General features: G+C 70.1%; 14 protein-coding genes. 6 read left to right on the top strand and 8 right to left on the bottom strand.

Features of this window, described 5'->3' with window-relative positions; genetic code table 11:
• Positions 1-119: 119 nt before the first annotated feature.
• Together ABD295_RS17890 and ABD295_RS17885 are read right to left on the bottom strand one after the other, a co-directional pair.
• Positions 120-2,318: a S8 family peptidase gene (locus tag ABD295_RS17890; RefSeq protein WP_344305170.1), complete on the bottom strand. Its 2,199-nt coding sequence runs from the start codon at positions 2,316-2,318 to the stop codon at positions 120-122.
• Between the two features lie 177 nt (positions 2,319-2,495).
• The gene (locus ABD295_RS17885; protein ID WP_344305169.1) at positions 2,496-3,473 is read right to left on the bottom strand and encodes an AAA family ATPase; all 978 of its coding nucleotides are present in this window, start codon (positions 3,471-3,473) and stop codon (positions 2,496-2,498) included.
• 626 nt (positions 3,474-4,099) lie between these two features.
• On the opposite strand from ABD295_RS17885, the gene ABD295_RS17880 reads away from it, so the two are divergent.
• The 3 genes from ABD295_RS17880 (at position 4,100) to murD (ending at position 9,560) form a co-directional block, all read left to right on the top strand.
• Positions 4,100-6,862: a hypothetical protein gene (locus ABD295_RS17880; RefSeq protein WP_344305167.1), complete on the top strand. Its 2,763-nt coding sequence runs from the start codon at positions 4,100-4,102 to the stop codon at positions 6,860-6,862.
• Between the two features lie 110 nt (positions 6,863-6,972).
• Positions 6,973-8,292: a MurL-like N-terminal domain-containing gene (locus ABD295_RS17875; protein WP_344305166.1), complete on the top strand. Its 1,320-nt coding sequence runs from the start codon at positions 6,973-6,975 to the stop codon at positions 8,290-8,292.
• Entirely contained in the window at positions 8,289-9,560 is a 1,272-nt protein-coding gene (gene murD / locus ABD295_RS17870) for a UDP-N-acetylmuramoyl-L-alanine--D-glutamate ligase (RefSeq protein ID WP_344305165.1), read from the top strand. The genes ABD295_RS17875 and murD overlap by 4 nt, the downstream gene beginning before the upstream one ends.
• Before the next feature lie 7 nt (positions 9,561-9,567).
• Here murD and ABD295_RS17865 read toward each other — a convergent pair whose 3' ends face one another.
• The 5 genes from ABD295_RS17865 to ABD295_RS17845 all read right to left on the bottom strand — a co-directional run bounded on the left by ABD295_RS17865 (position 9,568) and on the right by ABD295_RS17845 (position 13,691).
• Positions 9,568-10,569 carry a LysR family transcriptional regulator gene (locus ABD295_RS17865; RefSeq protein WP_344305164.1) on the bottom strand — a complete coding sequence of 334 codons (1,002 nt, stop codon included), beginning with the start codon at positions 10,567-10,569 and terminating at the stop codon, positions 9,568-9,570.
• Between the two features lie 34 nt (positions 10,570-10,603).
• The gene (locus tag ABD295_RS17860) at positions 10,604-11,017 is read right to left on the bottom strand and encodes a hypothetical protein (RefSeq protein ID WP_344305163.1); all 414 of its coding nucleotides are present in this window, start codon (positions 11,015-11,017) and stop codon (positions 10,604-10,606) included.
• A gap of 42 nt (positions 11,018-11,059) precedes the next feature.
• Positions 11,060-12,250 (bottom strand): NAD(P)/FAD-dependent oxidoreductase, encoded by a 1,191-nt coding sequence (locus ABD295_RS17855; RefSeq protein WP_344305162.1) that lies wholly within the window; start codon positions 12,248-12,250, stop codon positions 11,060-11,062.
• A gap of 48 nt (positions 12,251-12,298) precedes the next feature.
• On the bottom strand, positions 12,299-13,393 hold the full coding sequence (locus ABD295_RS17850; protein WP_344305161.1) for an alpha/beta hydrolase family protein: 1,095 nt from the start codon (positions 13,391-13,393) through the stop codon (positions 12,299-12,301).
• Positions 13,394-13,538: 145 nt separating this feature from the next.
• The gene (locus tag ABD295_RS17845) at positions 13,539-13,691 is read right to left on the bottom strand and encodes a hypothetical protein (protein WP_344305159.1); all 153 of its coding nucleotides are present in this window, start codon (positions 13,689-13,691) and stop codon (positions 13,539-13,541) included.
• A gap of 117 nt (positions 13,692-13,808) precedes the next feature.
• On the opposite strand from ABD295_RS17845, the gene ABD295_RS17840 reads away from it, so the two are divergent.
• The 3 genes from ABD295_RS17840 to ABD295_RS17830 all read left to right on the top strand — a co-directional run bounded on the left by ABD295_RS17840 (position 13,809) and on the right by ABD295_RS17830 (position 17,198).
• The gene (locus ABD295_RS17840) at positions 13,809-14,777 is read left to right on the top strand and encodes a LysR family transcriptional regulator (RefSeq protein WP_344305158.1); all 969 of its coding nucleotides are present in this window, start codon (positions 13,809-13,811) and stop codon (positions 14,775-14,777) included.
• A gap of 338 nt (positions 14,778-15,115) precedes the next feature.
• Positions 15,116-16,105 (top strand): formylglycine-generating enzyme family protein, encoded by a 990-nt coding sequence (locus ABD295_RS17835; RefSeq protein ID WP_344305157.1) that lies wholly within the window; start codon positions 15,116-15,118, stop codon positions 16,103-16,105.
• A 172-nt stretch (positions 16,106-16,277) separates the two neighbouring features.
• Entirely contained in the window at positions 16,278-17,198 is a 921-nt protein-coding gene (locus ABD295_RS17830) for an NAD(P)H-binding protein (RefSeq protein ID WP_344305156.1), read from the top strand.
• Positions 17,199-17,209: 11 nt separating this feature from the next.
• Here the strand turns inward: ABD295_RS17830 and ABD295_RS17825 are convergent, their stop codons facing one another.
• Positions 17,210-17,866 (bottom strand): CPBP family intramembrane glutamic endopeptidase, encoded by a 657-nt coding sequence (locus tag ABD295_RS17825; protein WP_344305155.1) that lies wholly within the window; start codon positions 17,864-17,866, stop codon positions 17,210-17,212.
• Between the last annotated feature and the right edge of the window lie 89 nt (positions 17,867-17,955).

The following is a 17,955-nucleotide window of genomic DNA, read 5'->3' as shown; positions in this document are numbered from 1 at the left end:
GTGAGCAGGAGAGTTCCGGACTCGGCCCACCTTTTCATCCGGCGCGCACGTTCAGTGGCAAACGTCTATGCCCGTCAGGTGGGCCGTTCACGCAGCGCCAACCGGAGCAGGCCGCCGAATCAGGTGCGCAGTCGAGCGCGGACCTCGGGCTGGACCTGCTGCGTAACGAGGGAGAACAGGTCAAGGTCGAGGCGTCCTTCGTCTTCGAGGACGACGGAGAGCGCGTACTTCTGCGTCGCGTAGTCGGTCTTGTCGCGAGCCCACGGCTTGGTCGTGTTGGTGACGACTAGGTAGTAGGTCTCGCCATCGTCGACGTTCAGTCGCTTCGGCTCCCAAGTCCGTACGTGCAGTGTCGCACTGCGAACGTGGTCGGAACCTGGTTCAAGGGCGACCCGTCGCCGGTCGGAGATCATGCGGACGGCGTTGGCCGGGTCCTGCTTGCCCACGAGGTCCTGGACTTCGTCGAGTGTCATGGCGCGGAAGAGGTCGACCTGCATCGTGCTCGCCAGGTACTCGCGCCGCTGTCGTCGCACGGGCGGGTCGTAGGCCATAGCAACGCGCACGCGCCTCGTCCGGCTGAGCGTCTTGGCGAACGCCTCGGGCACCGGGACCGGGTGGACGACAACCGAGTCCACTGCCATCTCACCGTCGAACGTCATGGTCACCCGGTGCTCGTCGCTCAGGCGGGCGGCGGCGGCGGTCGGCTTCCCGAGGCCGTAGAGACGACGCCTCGCTGTCACGTCCGCAACTTTCGTCGCTTCGAGACCGGCGTCGGTGGCTGACGCTCCGAGCAGCGCACGGACAAGATTCGCGGAGGCGTCCGGGTACTCGTGGAGGACATCGGCGGCTGCGCGCGCAACCAGCGGCACGGCGAACGACGTGCCGCTGGTCGCGCGAAACAGTCGGCCCGACGGCTCCAAGGCGGTGCTGACGACTGACACACCATGGTCTTCGAGGATGAGGTTTCCGGTGTCGGTGACGACCCAGTTACCCCCTTCGTGAACAAAGTCCGGCTTGTTGGAGTAGTTCTTGATGTGCCCGACGCCAGGTCCGCTGCGACTGAACGGCGACACCCCTCCGATCGGCGCGACAGCCTTGTCGCCAAGCCGTGGCGGGTTCCACTCGCGGGGAGCGTCGCTGTGCGCGACTGAGCCGACGCAGACCGCCAGAGCCGCCGGACCGGGCTCAGCGATGCGGTGCTCCGGCGCGTCGAGGTGTCCGGGGTAGTCGTGCCCGCCGTGAAGACCGCTGGCGGTCGTGCCGGTGGGCGAGGCCGGGACGTTGCCTGCTGGCACGACGATCACGATGTTGCGTTCGCGAACCAGTTCATCGAGGGTCTCGGTGAACTCCCCGACATGGGAGCCGTCGTACGGCTCGTCATATCCGATGCTGATGTTGAAGACGCGGACGTCGTAGGTGTCAGCGAGGTACTCGACGGCTCTGCGAACAACAAGATGGGGAGGCTCGCCAAGGTCGCCGCCTGCGAACCGAGTGCGGAGTGGCTGGACCGGGTCGGGTTCAAGGACTCGGGCGATGTGCACGTGCCCGACCGCCTCGAACGGGGTGAGGTCTCGAAGACTTTCCTGCAGGCGCGGGTACAGGACACGGCCAGTCACGAGGGTCCCGTGATGCCCCTGCTGCTGCCAAACATGGCCACTCGGCCCGAACTCGTCGACGGATGCGACGAGGCTTCCCAGAAGCGGATGACCCGTCGCGGGCACGTCATCGAGCACACCGACCGACATGCTTTCCACAGGAACTATCTCGATGTCTGCGAGGGAGATGTCCTGCCAGTCGCTGGGGTCCATGTAGGGGACCGGGGGCGTCCGGACCTTCTCGACCACGCTCGTAGCGAGAAGGTCTTCGAGGCCGCCTGCGTTGACACTCACACGGATGACCGTGACACGTGCACTCACCTGCGCCGCATGCACCAGAGAGCCGCCGCTGCGCGTCACCACAGACTGGACGACGTCAGCCCTGCGCCGGGCCTCGGTGTAGTCCTCGGAAGGCCATACGCTGATATCGACAACGAACGCGGTGCCGTCAGTCGGGACATCATCGAGGCCGACGCCTCGACGGTCCTCTGGACCGTAGGGCGCAAGGGAGTCGACCTTGTCGAAGATCGTGCCGTAGGTGCCCTTGGCACCTTCTCGGTCTTCGGCGGATGAGTACTGGTCGAGCGCGGAGCGTAGTGCGGCACCGTTGTCCGAGGTCAGGACAAAATAGGTGTGCGCGCCGTTGTCTCCCAAGGTGACGAGCCCTCTGCGGGCGAGAGACTCCTCATCCAGTCCACCACTGGGCGTCAGGATCTTGAACACGAGGTTCGGGTCGATGCCAGTCGGGATGCGACGAACGGCCTGAGCCGTGGTCAGGTCCTGTGTCAGGCGCTGACCGTGCCTATGCGGGTTACGTGGAGGTGGGGGAGGAAAGCCCGTGGGGGTGCGTCGCTCCGGCACTGTCGCCGGTGGCGGCAGTTGGGGGTGTCTCGGCATGGGTCACCAGGGCCTTGAACGGACGCCTATAACCGCTTCCGCCATGTCGGCGCTGCCAACCTTGTCCCGCCCAGCGAGAACGGCAGTCCTGCGCGCGTCCCACACAACCTTCTCCACTGCGGCGTGAGGCAGCCCTTTCAGGCGGGAGGCTGTCTCGTCGATGTTGACAGCCGAATGCGGAACGCTGCGCAGACGGTGGCGCAGCAGCCGCCGGATGTCGTGCACCGATGGGCGGTCGAACGTCACCACTTCGTCGAACCGACGCCACAACGCGGTGTCCAGGAGGCCGGGGTGGTTCGTGGCGGCGATGAGGACGCTTGGGCCTCGGTACTGGTCGATCATCTGTAAAAACGCAGTCACGACGCGCTTCATCTCGCCATGTTCGGCTGCGTCATCCCGGCCGCGCCCAAGCGAGTCGAACTCATCGAAGAGGACGACAAAGGGCGCTTGGTTTGCGAAGTCGAGAACGCGCCGGAGGTTGCTCGCGGTCTCACCGAGGTAAGAGGACACCACGGCATCGATGCGGACCAAAACGAAGGGTCGGCCCAACTCGGAGGCCAAGGCTTCGGCAGCCGTCGTCTTGCCGCAGCCGGGAGGACCCTGGAACAGGAACCGCTGACGGCGCGGGACGGCGTGTCGGTCGAGTTCGGACCAGCGCGGGACTTCGGCCGCAACCTGGTCGAGCACCCTAGACACCTTCGGCTGGACGATGAGTTGGGCGAGGTCAACCTGCGGAGCGCGTACGGCTGCCAGTGACCAGTCGCCGTCACGGTCCATCGGCGGGTCCGGGAGAACGAGGACATCGCCCGAGTCCAAGGTTGCCCCGCCACCAGCCGCTAGCAAGCGCTGAAGGTCGCGCGCCAACGCGTAGTGGTGCTTGCCCTGCTCTTCCTCGATGACCTCCATAGCCGCGCGCCGGAAGGCAAGTTCATCGTGGCGATGGAAGGCCGCGAACATCTCCTTCAGGTGCCTACCAGCCATGGGTCGACTCTAACGGTTTTGGTCCTGGGGAATGGCAGCAACGCAGCGTGAAGGCGTCGGGAACCACAGCGTTCGGGGTGTCTCGGGGCATGCTGGAATGGTGTCTCGGGGTACCGACAGGTGTGCACTGGTTGCGAGTCCTCGCCGAGGCCGTCAAGTCCGGTGATTGGTCCGGTCTTTGTGCGGGACCCCCGGGGATACCTCGGGCCTCGACGGGTGGCGGCGGGAGGTCAGTTGAGCGTGAAGTGAGCCGATACCTGTCCCGGAGGCACCCGCCGAGTCCCTAGTCGCCACTGCTCCGTGTAATGAATAGGTCGTCGGTTCGATTCCGACAGGCGGCTCCACCCCCGGCTCCTCGGCTGACCTTCGGCTCGGAGCTGATCACGCAGCAGAGTCAACGTCTCGAGACGACCGACCGCGCCCAGGCGGAGGTTCCCAGGCAGCCGTCTGGATGACGCCCAAGCAGCCCATCAAGTCACGGTCCAGCAGCGCCGATACATCACAAGACCGCCCGCCTTCCGCGGACGGTCGCTGCTTCCACCCTCGGAGCAGATTCCTCTACCGAGTCAGGACACTCCCCTGTGAAGAACACCCGCGGTCGCCCCCTTGCCGGGCGGCTGTCCGTCATGGCTGTGCTCAGCCTGACAACTGCCGGGTTCGCCATCGTGCTCGCGCCTTCCGCGACCGCTGCGAGCGACCCGGCTCAGCGCCACTTCTATGCCCGGGCCAGCATCCATCCGATCAACCTGCAGGACTACAACCCGAGCAACGGGCAGGCCGTCAATGTCTCCGGCGGCGTCGCCGACAACACGAACTACCACTACAGCGACATCGACCGCTACGCGTACGGGCAGGCGGACGCCTATGGGACCAACCTGGCGGTAGCTGCCGACGTTCGAGCACAGAACCGTGACTCCGAGCCCAACGGTGCCGTCGGGCCGGTGAGCGTGACCGGCCCCGCAGGCAGCGACAGCGGGTTCCACCTCGGTGTCTCCAGCAGCACCTTGGAGGTCAACCAGTCCGCCGATCCGGCCACCTGTCTTCCCCTGGAGACTCCTCTGTTTGAGGCTTCCAGCTCCTCCAGTGTCGAGGTCGACGCGCGTGACGACGGTTTCGGGTCCTTCGATCTTCTCGACACCGACGGCACGCCGCAGACCGGTCACACCCTTGGCGTCATGTTCGCCAACGGGGTCCCGAACCACCGTGGCGTCACCACCTCCTCCGAGGGCGACACCGGCACCTACCTCCTGCTGAACGGGACCGTGAAGGTCGAGATCCTGCAGGCAGCCACCGCCAAGTCGACAGCCGACGGCGTGAACCCTCCCGTCTCTGACCTGGTGGCCGCCACTGTCCGGGTGACCGACCCTGAAGGCGTCGAAACGGTCAACGACGACACCACTGGGCCAGCGAACCTGGTCTTCACCGACACGGCGACCGGTATGCAGCTGCACTTGACCATCAACGCTGCCTCCGAGAACGCCAACAGCGACGGTACCTACTCCTACGCCTACAACAGCATCGATCCCGTTCGCGCGACCTACACGCGCTCGGTGGACGGCGAGTACGAGGGTCAGGTCACGTTGGGATATGCATCGACCCAGTCGCAGGTGAAGGTCGGCGGCGTGGACTGCACCCCGGACGTGGACACCGACAACGACGGCCTGCTCGACCACGAGGAGACCGGCACCTACAACACCGACCCCAACGACGCCGACTCCGATGACGATGGCCTCGACGACGGCCCTGAGGTCCTCACCTACCTCACCGACCCGAACGACGCCGACTCCGATGACGATGGCCTCGAGGACGGCGATGAGGTCCTCACCCACCTCACCGACCCGAACGACGCCGACTCAGACGATGATGGCCTCGAGGACGGCGATGAGGTCGTCCAGGACACCGACCCCCACGACGCCGACTCCGACGGCGACGGCCTCGACGACGGCCCCGAGGTCCACACCCACCTCACCGACCCCAACGACACAGACTCTGACGACGATGGCCTCGATGACGCGGCCGAGGTGAACGCCAACCCGAACGGTCACACCTCCGACCCGAACCTGGTGGACACCGACGACGGCGGCTCCTCTGACCTCGACGAGTCCAGCGCCGGCACCGACCCCCGCGACGGCTTGGATGACTACCTGCTTCAGGATGCTGACACCGACGGTCTGAGCGGTGCCGAAGAAGATGCTCTCGGAACCGACCCCAATGACGCCGACTCCGACAACGACGGCCTCACCGACGGTGCCGAGGTGAACACCTACGACTCGAACCCGAACGAAGCCGACTCCGACGAGGACGGACTCGTCGACGGCGAGGAGGTCGCTCAGGACACCGACATCAACAGCTCAGACACTGACAACGACGGCCTCGACGACGGTGCCGAGGTCAACACCTTCCACTCCGACCCGCTGGTCGAAGACACCGACGAGGACGGGTTGCTCGACGGTGAGGAGGCCAACCAGCACCACACCAGCCCGACCAACCCCGACTCCGACGCCGACGGTCTCACCGATGGCGACGAGGTCAACGTCTACGACACCGACCCGAACGAAGCCGACTCCGAGAACGACGGTGTCAACGACGGCGACGAGATCGCCAACGGCACCGACCCGTGGGACGAGGACACCGACGGTGACAACCTGACCGACGGCGGCGAAGTGCTTGCAGGCACTGACCCGCTGGTCCAAGACACCGACGGCGACGCCTTGTGGGACGGCGACGAGGTTCGCATCGGCAGCAGCCCGCTGCGCAAGGACACCGACGGTGGTTCGATCAACGACGGTGTGGAGTACGACCGGGGCACCAACCCGCTCGACGCCTCGGACGACCTACCGGTCGTGGTCCCCGCCCCGACGCCCAACCCGGCCCCTGACCTGGACGCCGACAACGACGGCCTGACCGACACCCAGGAAGCCACGCTCGGCACGAACCCGCTCAAGAAGGACACCGACGGTGACCGAATGAACGACAGGGTCGAAACTCAGGGTTCCGCGAACGACGAGTTCGCCAACGAGCCGACCGACCCGCTCAAGCGGGATTCCGACGGTGACCGGTTGAGTGACTCCCGCGAGATCCGCGACACCCGCGCCAACCCCAACGACGCCGACACCGACAACGACCGTCTCGGGGACGGCACCGAGGTGCGCGGCTTCGTGAACAAGGCCTTCGAGAAGGAGTTCAAGTCCAACCCCCTCCTCAAGGACACCGACCGGGACGGCCTGCGTGACAAGGCTGAGGTCAAGGGTGCTCGCAACGACAAGTTCGACAACGAGCCGACCAACCCGAACAAGAAGGACACGGACGGCAGCGGCGTCAACGACAAGGCCGAGATCAAGGCAGGTTCAAACCCCGCTGACATCAACTCAGGTCCCCGTACCTCCTGAGATCGCCGCTGCACCCCTCGTGATCGTTGGCCCGTCTCCGGTAGGGAGGCGGGCCAACGCAGTCTCGGGGTCTGCTCGGCGCGGGCGACACCAGTACGCTCGACCGCGAGATGAGCCACCGGAGTCACCCTGAGCGCGCCCGCGGCGCCGTCTTCACGTACGTCGGCTTCGAGCTCACCTCCGTCGGGCTCCTCACCTGCGCCTACGACCTCGACGGCGAGCGGTTCGAGGAGCGGATCGACTGCGGTGCCTCGGACGGGGACTTCGACTCCGAGGCAGCGCAGGCGCTGGCCCGCCTGGTGTTCCTGCTGGCGGCGGTCTCGTACTACAAGACCGGCGCGCCGGCGCGGATCTCGGTGCCGGACGGGGTCACCGACCGGGAGCGGAAGTTCCTGCGCGACCTCTACCTCCATGGGCTGGCGGAGTTCGCGCACACCGGAGGACTCGACCTCAGCGACCTCGTGATCGAGGGGCCAGCTCGTGACGTGCCGACGGCTCAGGCACGGACGACCGAAGGCCGGCCGTTGATTCCCTTCGGCGGCGGCATCGACTCGATCGTGGTCGTCGAGGAGGTCAGGGCGGATCAGCCCGACATCGCGCTCTTCGTCGCCAACACCTCGGACGTGCCGTTCGACCCGATCGAGCGCACCGCTGCGGTCGCCGGGCTGCCGGTGGTGCGCGCGCGGCGGCACCTGGACCCCAAGGTGCTGGCCTCGCGGGAGCGCGGCTACTTCAACGGCCACGTCCCGGTCACCGGCGTGCTGACCGCTGTGGCGCTGCTCGTCGCGGCAACCCAGGGCCGCGACCGTGTGGTGATGTCCAACGAGCACTCCGCCAGTGAACCGACGCAGCTGGTCGCCAACGGTGTGCGCGTCAACCACCAGTGGAGCAAGGGCTTCGCGTTCGAGGAGTCGTTCCGTGCGGTGGTGGCCGACGCGGTCGACGGCGTGACGTTCTACAGCGCGCTGCGGCCCTACAGCGAGGTCTGGGTCGCTCAGCGGTTCGCCGCGCTGTCGGCGTACCACCACGCCTTCCGCAGCTGCAACAAGGCCTTCTTCGTCGACGCGGACCAGCGCCTGGCGCAGTGGTGCGGCCGCTGCGACAAGTGCTGCTTCATCGACCTGGTGCTCGCCGCATACCTTGATCGTCCTGCCCTCGAGGCGATCTTCGGTGGTCGCGAGCCCCTCGCCGACGCGAGCCTCGAGGCGGAGTTCCGCTCCCTCCTCGGGGCGCCGGGTCGACCGAAGCCGTTGGAGTGCGTGGGCGACGAGGGAGAGTGCCGCCGCGCGGTGCTGCTCGCCGCCGCGCGCCCGGACCGGCAGGACACGCCGTTGCTGGCGCGGCTGGCGGCGTACGTCGAGGAGTCCGGCCTTCCGGTCCCGTCCGAGGCCGTGCTGCTGGACCAGCGCGGTCCGCACTTCCTGCCATGACGCGCGCTGCCATGGGCGGGTGGGCAGGCCTGCGCGGTCGCCGGGTGGGGATCTGGGGGACCGGCGTCGAGGGCCGGGCGACCCTGCGTCGCCTGGAGGCCGAGGGCATCGCGCCGCAGTGCGTGGTGGACGGGGACAGCGACCTGGACCTGCTCGCAGGCTGCGACGTGATCGTCAAGAGCCCAGGGATCAGCCCCTACGCCGCGCCGGCTCGAGACCTGCTGGCGCAGGGGGTCGAGCTCACCGGTGGCCTGGCGCTCTGGCTGGAGGAGGCGCGGCGCGACCGGGTCGTGTGCGTGACGGGGACGAAGGGCAAGAGCACCACTGCCTCGATCGCCGGAGCCCTCGCGACCGGACTGGGGGTCCGGTGCCTGACGGGGGGCAACATCGGGGTCCCGCCCTGGGATCCGCTGGCCCCTGCCGCGGACTGGTGGATCATCGAGACCTCCAGCCACCAGGCCTACGACCTGCACGTCGGGCCGAGGGTCGTCGCGGTCACCTCGCTGGCGCAGGACCACCTCGTGTGGCACGGCGGGTACGACGCCTACGTGCGCGACAAGCTGTCGCTGTGCACCCAGCCCGGCGTCGAGGCCGTGCTGGTTCCTGCCGGTGACACCGAGCTCGAGGCCCACGCCACCCTCCTCGGGGGCTCCGTCCAGCGCGTGCCCGACGCGGACGCCGCGTGGGTCGCCGCCCTCGGGCTCCTCGGGGAGCACAACCGCCGCAACGCCCTGCTGGCGCGGGCCGCCCTCGTCGCGCTCGGCGTGCCGGGCGCCGAGGACGACGCGCTCGCCGAGAGTGCCGCGGCGTCGTACCGGCCCCTGCGCAGCAGGCTCACGCACGTGGGATCGGTCGGCGGCATCGACTTCGTCGACGACAGCCTGAGCACCAACGTGCTGCCGACGCTCGCGGCCGTGGCGGCCTTCCCTGGCCGCCGGGTGGTGCTGCTCGTGGGTGGTCAGGATCGCGGCATCGACTACGCCCCGCTGGCGACCGGCCTCGCGGGTCGGGCGGACGACCTGTTGGTGGTGACGATGCCTGACAACGGTCAGAGGATCGCCGCATCGCTCGCGGAGCACGCCCCTGACGTCGCGGTGCGGGCCGCCTCGGATCTCGGGTCGGCCGTCGCGGCGGCGTACGAGGCGGCCGGACCGGGCGGGGTGGTGCTGCTGTCACCCGCAGCGCCGAGCTTCGACCACTTCCGCGACTACGCCGACCGGGCCGACCAGTTCGAGGCGGCGATGCGGGCGCTCGCCGGGTCCGCCTGAGCCCGCCTCAGTCGTCGAGGGGCGGCGCCCGGTCGCGCAGCGCCGCCGCCAGCCGGGGCCGGAGGTCCGGCACGGCGCGCCACCAGTCGGCGCCGGCGCTGACCAGGCGCACCTGATCGACGTACGCCGTCGCGAGCGCGACCGCGAGCTGGTCGGCCACCTCGTCGTCGACTCGCTCGGGGTTCCAGCGCAGCCGCACCTCGGACCCGACCCCGTGGCGCAGCGGCACCACGACGACCCCCGACGCAGGTGCGTAGGCCGGGGAGACCAGGCACGCGGCGCCCTCGTCGGTCAGCCAGGACGCGTAGTAGGTCACGTCGGCAGGACCGACGGGTGCCTCCGGCCGGAAGCCCGCCCGACGGCAGGCGTCGAGGAAGGCGGGCATGGTGCCGTCGGGGTGCCCGCGGGGGAGCAACCACGGGGTGTCGCGCAGCTCCGCGAGCGCGATCTCCGTGCGGCCGGCCAGCCGGTGTCCGCTGCCGAGGGCGACGAGGTAGGGCTGGCTCTGCACGACGGTCACCTGGCAGCAGCCGGGAGGCGGCTGGAGGTCGGCGTACCCGTGCACCGCCACGGCCGCGGCGTCGACGCGCCCCGCAGCCAGCCACTCGTCGAGGATCGTCGTCGAGTCGTCGTCCCGCCCTTCGATCCGCCGCCCCGACAGAACGCGTGTCGCTGCGAGGAAGCGGCCGAACCAGTGCGAGGCGATCCCGCCGACGACCAGGGTGTCGTCCTCGGGCCTGGTCACGTCGGAGAGGTCGAGGCCCTCGGCGAGCGCGTCGACGTCGGCGAGAGTGGCCCGAGCCCGCTGGATCAACACCTCCCCCGCCCGGGTCGGGCGGACGCCGTGGGGCAGCCGGGTGAAGAGCACTCGCCCCGTCATCCGCTCGGTCCGGCGCAGCTGGGTCGACAAGGTCGCGGGCGCGACCCCGAGCGCGCGCGCCGCCGACGTGATGGAGCCGTGGTCGGCGATGGCGACGACGACGCGGAGGTGGCGCACCTCCAACGTCATGCGAGCGGCCTCGGCGGTCCGGCCTTCGGGGTGGTCAGAGCGTCGTACCGGCCACGGTGACCACGGGGGTGGCGTCAGGGTGCCTCGCGGTGGCCCAGGCCCTGACGATCCCTGTGGCACCCGCCACGATGACCAGCGGCGCGGTCTCGACGGCAGCTTCCACCGCTGTGCGGCGGCGCAGGGTGGGACGGGGGCGTTCGAGCATGGGGCACCTGCTGCGGAAGGCGTATGAGGCGACTGTATTAAGCGATGTTACTCGCGGCCCCACGCCCGCGTCAGGGAATGCCCCGATGACGTCCTCGCAGACGTACGTCGCCGGCGTCGTCGTGTCGTCGGCCCGGTGCGTCGCGCCGGCCGCCACGCACGTCGCCTCGAACAGCGGTTCGGACGTGCGGAGGTTCCCCTCGAGAGTGCGGTGCAGCCCGAGCCCCGCTCCCTTGATCGACACGCGCTAGGACGCGCGCCCGATGTGCGGGACTCCTGTTCGGAGCTAGAGGAGCAGTGCGGCCTGCTCGGCGACGAAGTCGTCGACCGGATCGCCGGCCACGATCGCCTTGCGGGCCCGCAGGTGCAGCCGGGGGGTGTCGAGCGACAAGGCGCTGATCAGCGCGCCATCGCGCGACCACAGGGCCGCGTGGATCCGCCCGTCGCGGTGGAAGAGCCGGACGTCGTCGGTCGGCGCGGCCCGGCCGATCACCTGGATCTTGAAGCCGAGCTGGTCGGACCACACGTAGGGCGGCATGTCCGCGGACGGTGCCGTCCCGGTGATGCCGGCGGCGACCAGGTCGCCGTGCTCGTTGGCGTTCGTCCAGTGCTCGATGCGCACCGGTGCGCCGAGCAGGGGGTGCGGCCAGAAGGCGACGTCGCCGGCGGCGTACACGCCCTCGTGCGAGACCGAGCGCAGCGCGGCGTCGCAGACCACGCCGTTGCCGACGCTCACTCCGGAGCCGTCGAGCCAGGCTGTCCGGGGAGTCACGCCCACGCCCACCAGCACGAGGTCGGCGGGGATCCGGGTGCCGTCGTCGAGGATCACCGCCTCGACCCGGTCGGCCCCCTCGAGCGCGACGATCCCTGCGCCCGTGCGGACGGTCGCGCCCTTGGCGCGGTGCAGCTGCCCGAGCTCACGGCCGACCGCCTCACCGAGGCTGAGCGCGAACGGCTCCCGCTCCCGCTCGAGGATGGTCACGTCGAGGCCTCGCGCCCGGGCGGCGCAGGCGAACTCGGCGCCGATGAAGCCGCCGCCGATGACGACGACCCGGGGGCTCGCGTCGAGCGCGTCGCGGAGGGCGCGCGCGTCGTCCAGGCTGCGTAGCGTCCGCACGCCCGGCAGGTCTCCGCCCGGCACCGGCAGGGTGCGCGGTTGCGCGCCGGTCGCGATCACGACGGCGTCGTACGCCAGAGCCTCGCCGCCCTCGAGCCGGACCCGCCGGCGGTCGGGGTCGAGCGCGGTGGCGCGGGTGCCGGGGAGGAAGGTCACGCCCTGCTCCTCGAGCTCGCCGTCCTTGACGAGGTACGGCGTCTCGGCGCCGGGCTCGAGGAACTCCTTGGAGAGCGGGGGCCGGTCGTAGGGGCGCTCGGTCTCCTCGCCGAGGAGGGTCACCTCGCCCTCGAACCCGCGGCGGCGCAGCGCCAGCACCGTGCCGAGACCGGCCAGGGAACCTCCGACGACTACGACGCCCACGTGGAGAGCGTACTTGAACAGTCATTCAAACGGGAGGGCCGTCCGCGATCAGAGCTGCCGGTCGAAGAACCTGACCGTGCGGTCCATCGCGGCGTTGAAGGCCGGCCCGAACGCGTGGCCGTCGTCGTACCACTGCAGCTGCGCGTCGACGCCGTTCTCCCGCAGCGCCCGGAAGGTCGCGGTGGCCCACTCCGGCGGGCAGCTGTCGTCGAAGCGGCCGTGCACCATCAACACGGGCTCGGTGATCCGGTCGAGGTAGGGCCGCGAGGAGTTCTGCCGCCAGTGCCGGGGGTTCTGCGCCGGCGTGCCCCACCGGCGTTCGAGCTCGCCTCGGACACCGACGTCCTCGGGGTCCCGCATGAACCGGCGGTAGTTTTCGGCCTCGAGCGACGACACCGACGCCCATGGCGCCGCGGCCTGGACGAGGCCCGGCGCGGCCACGAGCGCCTTCAGGATCACGCCGCCACCCATCGACCGTCCGAAGAGCGCGACGCGGTCGTCGTCGACCGGGACGTCACGGCTGGCCCGGAGTGCGTTGACCGCGTTGATGACGTCGGCGGTGTAGCCGAGCCGCATCCGCCGCTGGTACGCCGGGTCGTCGGTCGACTCCGCGTGGTTGCGGTAGTCGACGTGCAGGGCGATGTAGCCGCGCGCGGCGAGGTACCCCCGCTCGCGCGTCATGCCCTGGCCGCGCACGTAGTAGGCGGGGTCGATGTAGCCGTGGGCCAGCACGACCGCCGGGAACGGTCCGCGCCCGGTCGGCACGTTGAGGACCCCGGAGATCGTGTAGCCCTCCTCGGGTCCTGCGCCGGCGCGGGTCGTGCTGCGGCTGCGGTACGCGACGTCGTACGACGTGTAGGCGGCCGTCCGCTCCCGCACCGCGCCGAGCCGCAGCCGGTCGCCGCGGTGGGTCTCGGCCGCCAGGCCCAGCACCGACACCGGCTTGGTCGGCTCGGTCTCCTCACGGGGGTCGTCGGGCTCGTCGGTGGCGTCGTCGCTCGGTGCGCCCGGGGACTCGTCACCGGTGGCGGTCGACGAGAAGGCGCTCGGCGTCGGCTCGGCCTCTGGCTCCACGTCGGCGCTGCAGCCGTTCACCAGGGCGCCCGCCATCGCGATCGCGACGAGACCCTCCCGGGTGCGCATTGGCCTCACGGTAGCCAGCAGCAGCAACCGCCGTCGGTCCGTTCCGCCGCCTGTGTCCGCAAACACCCGGGCCACTGGCGTCGTGACAACCCTCAGCGAGGACCAGACCGGCGACGATGCCTGCCGCTGGCCCCTGGCGGGCGGGTCAGAGGGCCTTGATCGCCTGACGGCTCAGGTCGGCGCGGATCTCCATCACCTGACGGTCGGCGAGACGCGCGCTCTCCCAGGCTCGGCTGAGTGCGGAGTTGAGGCCCCAGACCTTCGAGGTCCTCGATGCGTGCGTGCTGCGGGTCGCCATGGCTGATCAGATCCTTTGCAAGTAGGTCACGAGTCCGTCTCGCGACACAACCCATCATGATCCGGCGATAGCATCAGCACAAACCATGCCGGACTGAGGGTAGGACAAGGAAAACTGATGCTCGATCTTCGCCGCCTGGAAGTGCTCTCGGCCTTCTCCAGGCGCGGCAGCATCGCGGCCGCGGCGCAGGAGCTCGGGGTGTCGCCATCCGCGGTGTCGCAGCAGCTCTCGGCCCTGGAGCGGGAGGCGCAGGTGTCACTCATCGAGCGCACCGCGCACAGTGCCAGCCTCACCGATGCCGGCGAAGAGCTGGTCGAGCACGCCACGACGATCCTGGCCGCGGTCGAGGCGGCGGAGAGCCGGATGCGGGAGCGGTCCGGCACGATCGCCGGACGGGTCCGGGTGAGCTTCATCCCCGGACTGGCGGCGGCGGCGGCCCCGGACCTCGCCGAGCTCCAGCGTCAGCACCCCGAGCTCAACGTGGTTGCCCTGCAGATCGAGTCGACCGCTGCGTCGGCCGCCCTGCTGGACCGGACGACGGACATCGCGGTCGTCGACGAATGGGGCGAGGAGGCGCTGGTGACCTCCGGACCGTTACGGGCCCAGCGTGGGCACCGCGAAGCGATCGTGCTCGCCCTTCCGGCCGACCACCCGGTGGCGCTGAGCCACCTCCACAAGCCGGTGTCGGCGGCGACGCTGCGGGAGCTGGTGCGGACCGAGACCTGGCTGAGCTCCCCGCCCGGCCAGGTCTCCCGGATGGCCGGCGACGCCCGGCTGGCGGACCTCGGCGCCATCCCGTTCCGGCGCTGGGAGTTCGACGGTCTCTACGTCCTGGCCCGGCTCGTCGCCGTCGGGTCCGGGATCACCCTGCTGCCGTCGAGCGTCGCGGCCTACGAGCGCAACGTCGCAGGGATCCCACTGCGGCCGCGGATGTATCGCTCGGTCCGAGTGCTCACCCGGACCAGCAGCCAGGGCGACCCGAGGATCGACGCCTGCCTCAAGGCGATCCGCCAAGGGCTCCGCCACCCCTGGACCGAGCCCCTCACTGCGAGTTCTCCACGGCCCTTGTCACAACACACCAGGTAGTGAGATGGACCTTGTCGCAGATCATCACCCTGACCCGGGGCAGCTTCGGGTCGGCGGCCAGCCAGGTGGTCGAGCGTCGCGCACTGAGCGCCGCTCCCGTCCAGCCGACAGCTGTCCAGTCCAGGTCCGGCAGCCCTCGGCTCGGCCGAGGTCGTCGACTCCCCTGTGATCGACGCGTCTCGGCAGGCCCGGAGGCCCTGGCCGGCCGACCGGACCTGGACTGACAAATTGTGTGATCAAGAGGCTGAATTGCGGACGTGGTCCATCGAATTCCGACCGATCGGCCATTTCTTCGCGCAGCGATAGACTACTGAGCCGGTCCACTTAGCGAAGGGGAGATGCGGATGTCGTCGTGCTGCGGCCCGTCCCGCGACACCGCCTCGACCGTCGACGCGGCGGCGTCCCCCCGCCCGCGTGCGCCCGAGGCCGCCACCGCGGTGCTGAGGTCGCGCCGCGACCCGGCGCGCGGCACGGTGCCGGTCCCGGCCGGGGCCTTCTGGATGGGCGGCGACGACCCTGACGCGTTCCTCGACGACGGCGAGGGGCCGGTGCGCCGCGTCGAGGTCGGCGAGTTCCGCATCGACGCGACCGCGGTCACCAACGCGCGCTTCGCGGCGTTCGTGAAGGCGACCGGCCACGTGACCACGGCGGAGCAGCTCGGCTGGTCCTACGTCTTCCACCTGCTCCTCCATCCCGACGCCCGGCGACACGTCCAGGACGCCCATGTGCCCGGGGCCGAGTGGTGGCTCGCCGTCGACGGCGCGACCTGGCGGGCGCCGGGCGGGCCCGGCTCCGACATCGGCGACCTCGGCAACCACCCGGTGGTGCACGTGTCCTGGCACGACGCCGTGGCGTACGCCGCGTGGTCGGGGCAGCGCCTCCCGACCGAGGCGGAGTGGGAGAAGGCCGCGCGCGGCGGGCTCGAGCGGGCGACGTACCCCTGGGGTGACGAGCTGACGCCGCGGGGCCGGCACCGCTGCAACATCTGGCAGGGGCGCTTCCCGGACCGCAACACCGTGGACGACGGCTGGCTCGGGACCGCCCCTGTAAAGTCCTTTGCCGGCAACGGCCTGGGCGTCCACGAGACCTCCGGCAACGTCTGGGAGTGGGTGGCGGACTGGTGGAGCGTCGACCACCACGTGCCCGAGTCCGAGGAGACGCGGCGCGACCCCCAGGGGCCGGTGTCCGGGATCGCCCGAGTGCAGCGTGGCGGCAGCTATCTGTGCCACGTGTCCTACTGCAACCGTTACCGCGTCGCCGCGCGCACTGCGAACACCCCGGACAGCACGACGGGGCACGCGGGCTTCCGCTGCGTCACCGACGTCTGACCGCGCCCACCAAGCCCTGTCCAGGCGAAGTCCCCCTGATCCGCGGTTCTGAGCGCGTTGGCGCCAGATCCGAGACCGCGGCTGTGCGGGCACCCGGGAGGTCGTCCACTAGTCTCGTTCTTACACAGCCTGTGGAGAAATGTTGACGAAGTTCACCCGAAAGGAGGCCGACATGACGGATCAGCCGACGAACGCGTCGACCGGACCCGTGCTGCTGACGGGAGCCTCGGGCTTCGTCGGCCGCCGCCTGGGCGCCGCACTCGAGGAGGCCGGGCACGAGGTCCGCTCGATGACCCGCAAGCCCGAGAAGTACGAGGGGGCGGGCACCGCGACGTACGGCGACGTCCACGACGCCGACTCTCTGCCGGCCGCGTTGGAGGGCTGCCGGGCGGCCTACTACCTGGTGCACTCGCTCGACTCGGCCGACTTCGAGCGGCTCGACGCGGAGGCCGCCACCGACTTCGGCCGGGCGGCAGCGGAGGCCGGGGTCGAGCAGATCATCTACCTCGGTGGCCTCGGTCGCAGCGACGACGACCTCTCGGCCCACCTGCGCAGCCGGCGCGAGGTCGAGGAGCTGCTCGGCGCCGCCGGCGTGCCCGTGACCGTGCTGCGCGCCGGGATCGTCGTGGGCCACGGCGGCATCTCGTGGGAGATGACCCGCCAGCTCGTCGACCACCTGCCGGTGATGGTCACCCCGCAGTGGGTGCGCACCCGCACCCAGCCGATCGCGATCGACGACGTGATCCGTTATCTCGTCGGCGTCCTGGGCCATCCCGACGCCCGCGGCCGCGTCTTCGAGGTCGGCGGCCCCGAGGTGATGAGGTACGCCGACATGCTGCGCCGGGTGGCCGGCATCCGCGGTCGCCCGCTCCTGCTCGTCCCGGTGCCGCTGCTCACTCCCGGGCTCTCCTCGCGCTGGCTCTCCCTCGTCACCAACGTCGACGTCACGACCGGCCGGTCCCTCATCGACTCGATGAGCAACGAGGTGATCGTCAGCGACGACGCCATCCGCGACGTCGTCTCCTTCGAGCCGGTCGGATTCGACGAGGCCGTCCGCCGCGCCCTCGCCGAGCGCGCGGCCGACAAGTCCTAGGGCTCAGCCGGTCAGGACACCAGCACGGGCAGCAGGAAGAGCATGCTCATCGACCACACGACGTGGATGATCATCGGGCCGAGGACGCCGCCGGTGACCCGGCGCTGGAGGCCGACGAGCAGCCCGAGGACGGCGGCGGCGAAGATCAGCATCACGTTCGCCGTGGCGACCGTGGCGAGGGTGTAGAAGAGCGTCGACCAGAGCACCTGCCGCGAGCGCAGCGCGGCGTAGAGCGCGCCACGGAAGAAGACCTCCTCCGCCAGGCCGTTGACCAGGGTGATCAGGGCGACGACCGGCAGCGACGCGAAGCGGGCGTGGTCGAGGACCTCGTCGACCTGGTCGCGCAGCAGCGGGACCTGCGCGACGATGACGGCGCCGGCCGAGAAGACGCCGACCGCCAGCAGGCCGAGCGCGACGGGCTGGACGATCGGTCGTGCGTGCCGGGTCGCCGACCGCGTGTGCGCCCAGCCGAGGTGCACGGGCCCGGCGACCAGCGTGCCCACCGCCCAGGTCGCCGCGAGCAGCACGGTGAGCACGTAGAAGCGGTCGTCGCCCGGCTCGAGGTTGAGCGAGACCCCCAGCAGCGCGGCACCGACCAGCAAGGTGAAGCCCACGACGATCCGCCGGCGTCGGAAGGCGGACTCGGTCTCGACGTGGTCGCGGGGCACCTGCTCGACCAGCGAGGCGTGCAGGAACCGCCCCAGCTCGAAGCGCTGCCACCAGCCGCTCAGGACGGACCCTCCCCTCTGCCAGCACC

The organism is Nocardioides bigeumensis, assembly GCF_039531755.1.
GTDB classification, from domain to species: Bacteria; Actinomycetota; Actinomycetes; order Propionibacteriales; family Nocardioidaceae; genus Nocardioides; species Nocardioides bigeumensis.
The sequence above is the reverse complement of the archived record's forward strand: the minus strand, read 5'-3'. Positions and strand labels throughout refer to the sequence as shown.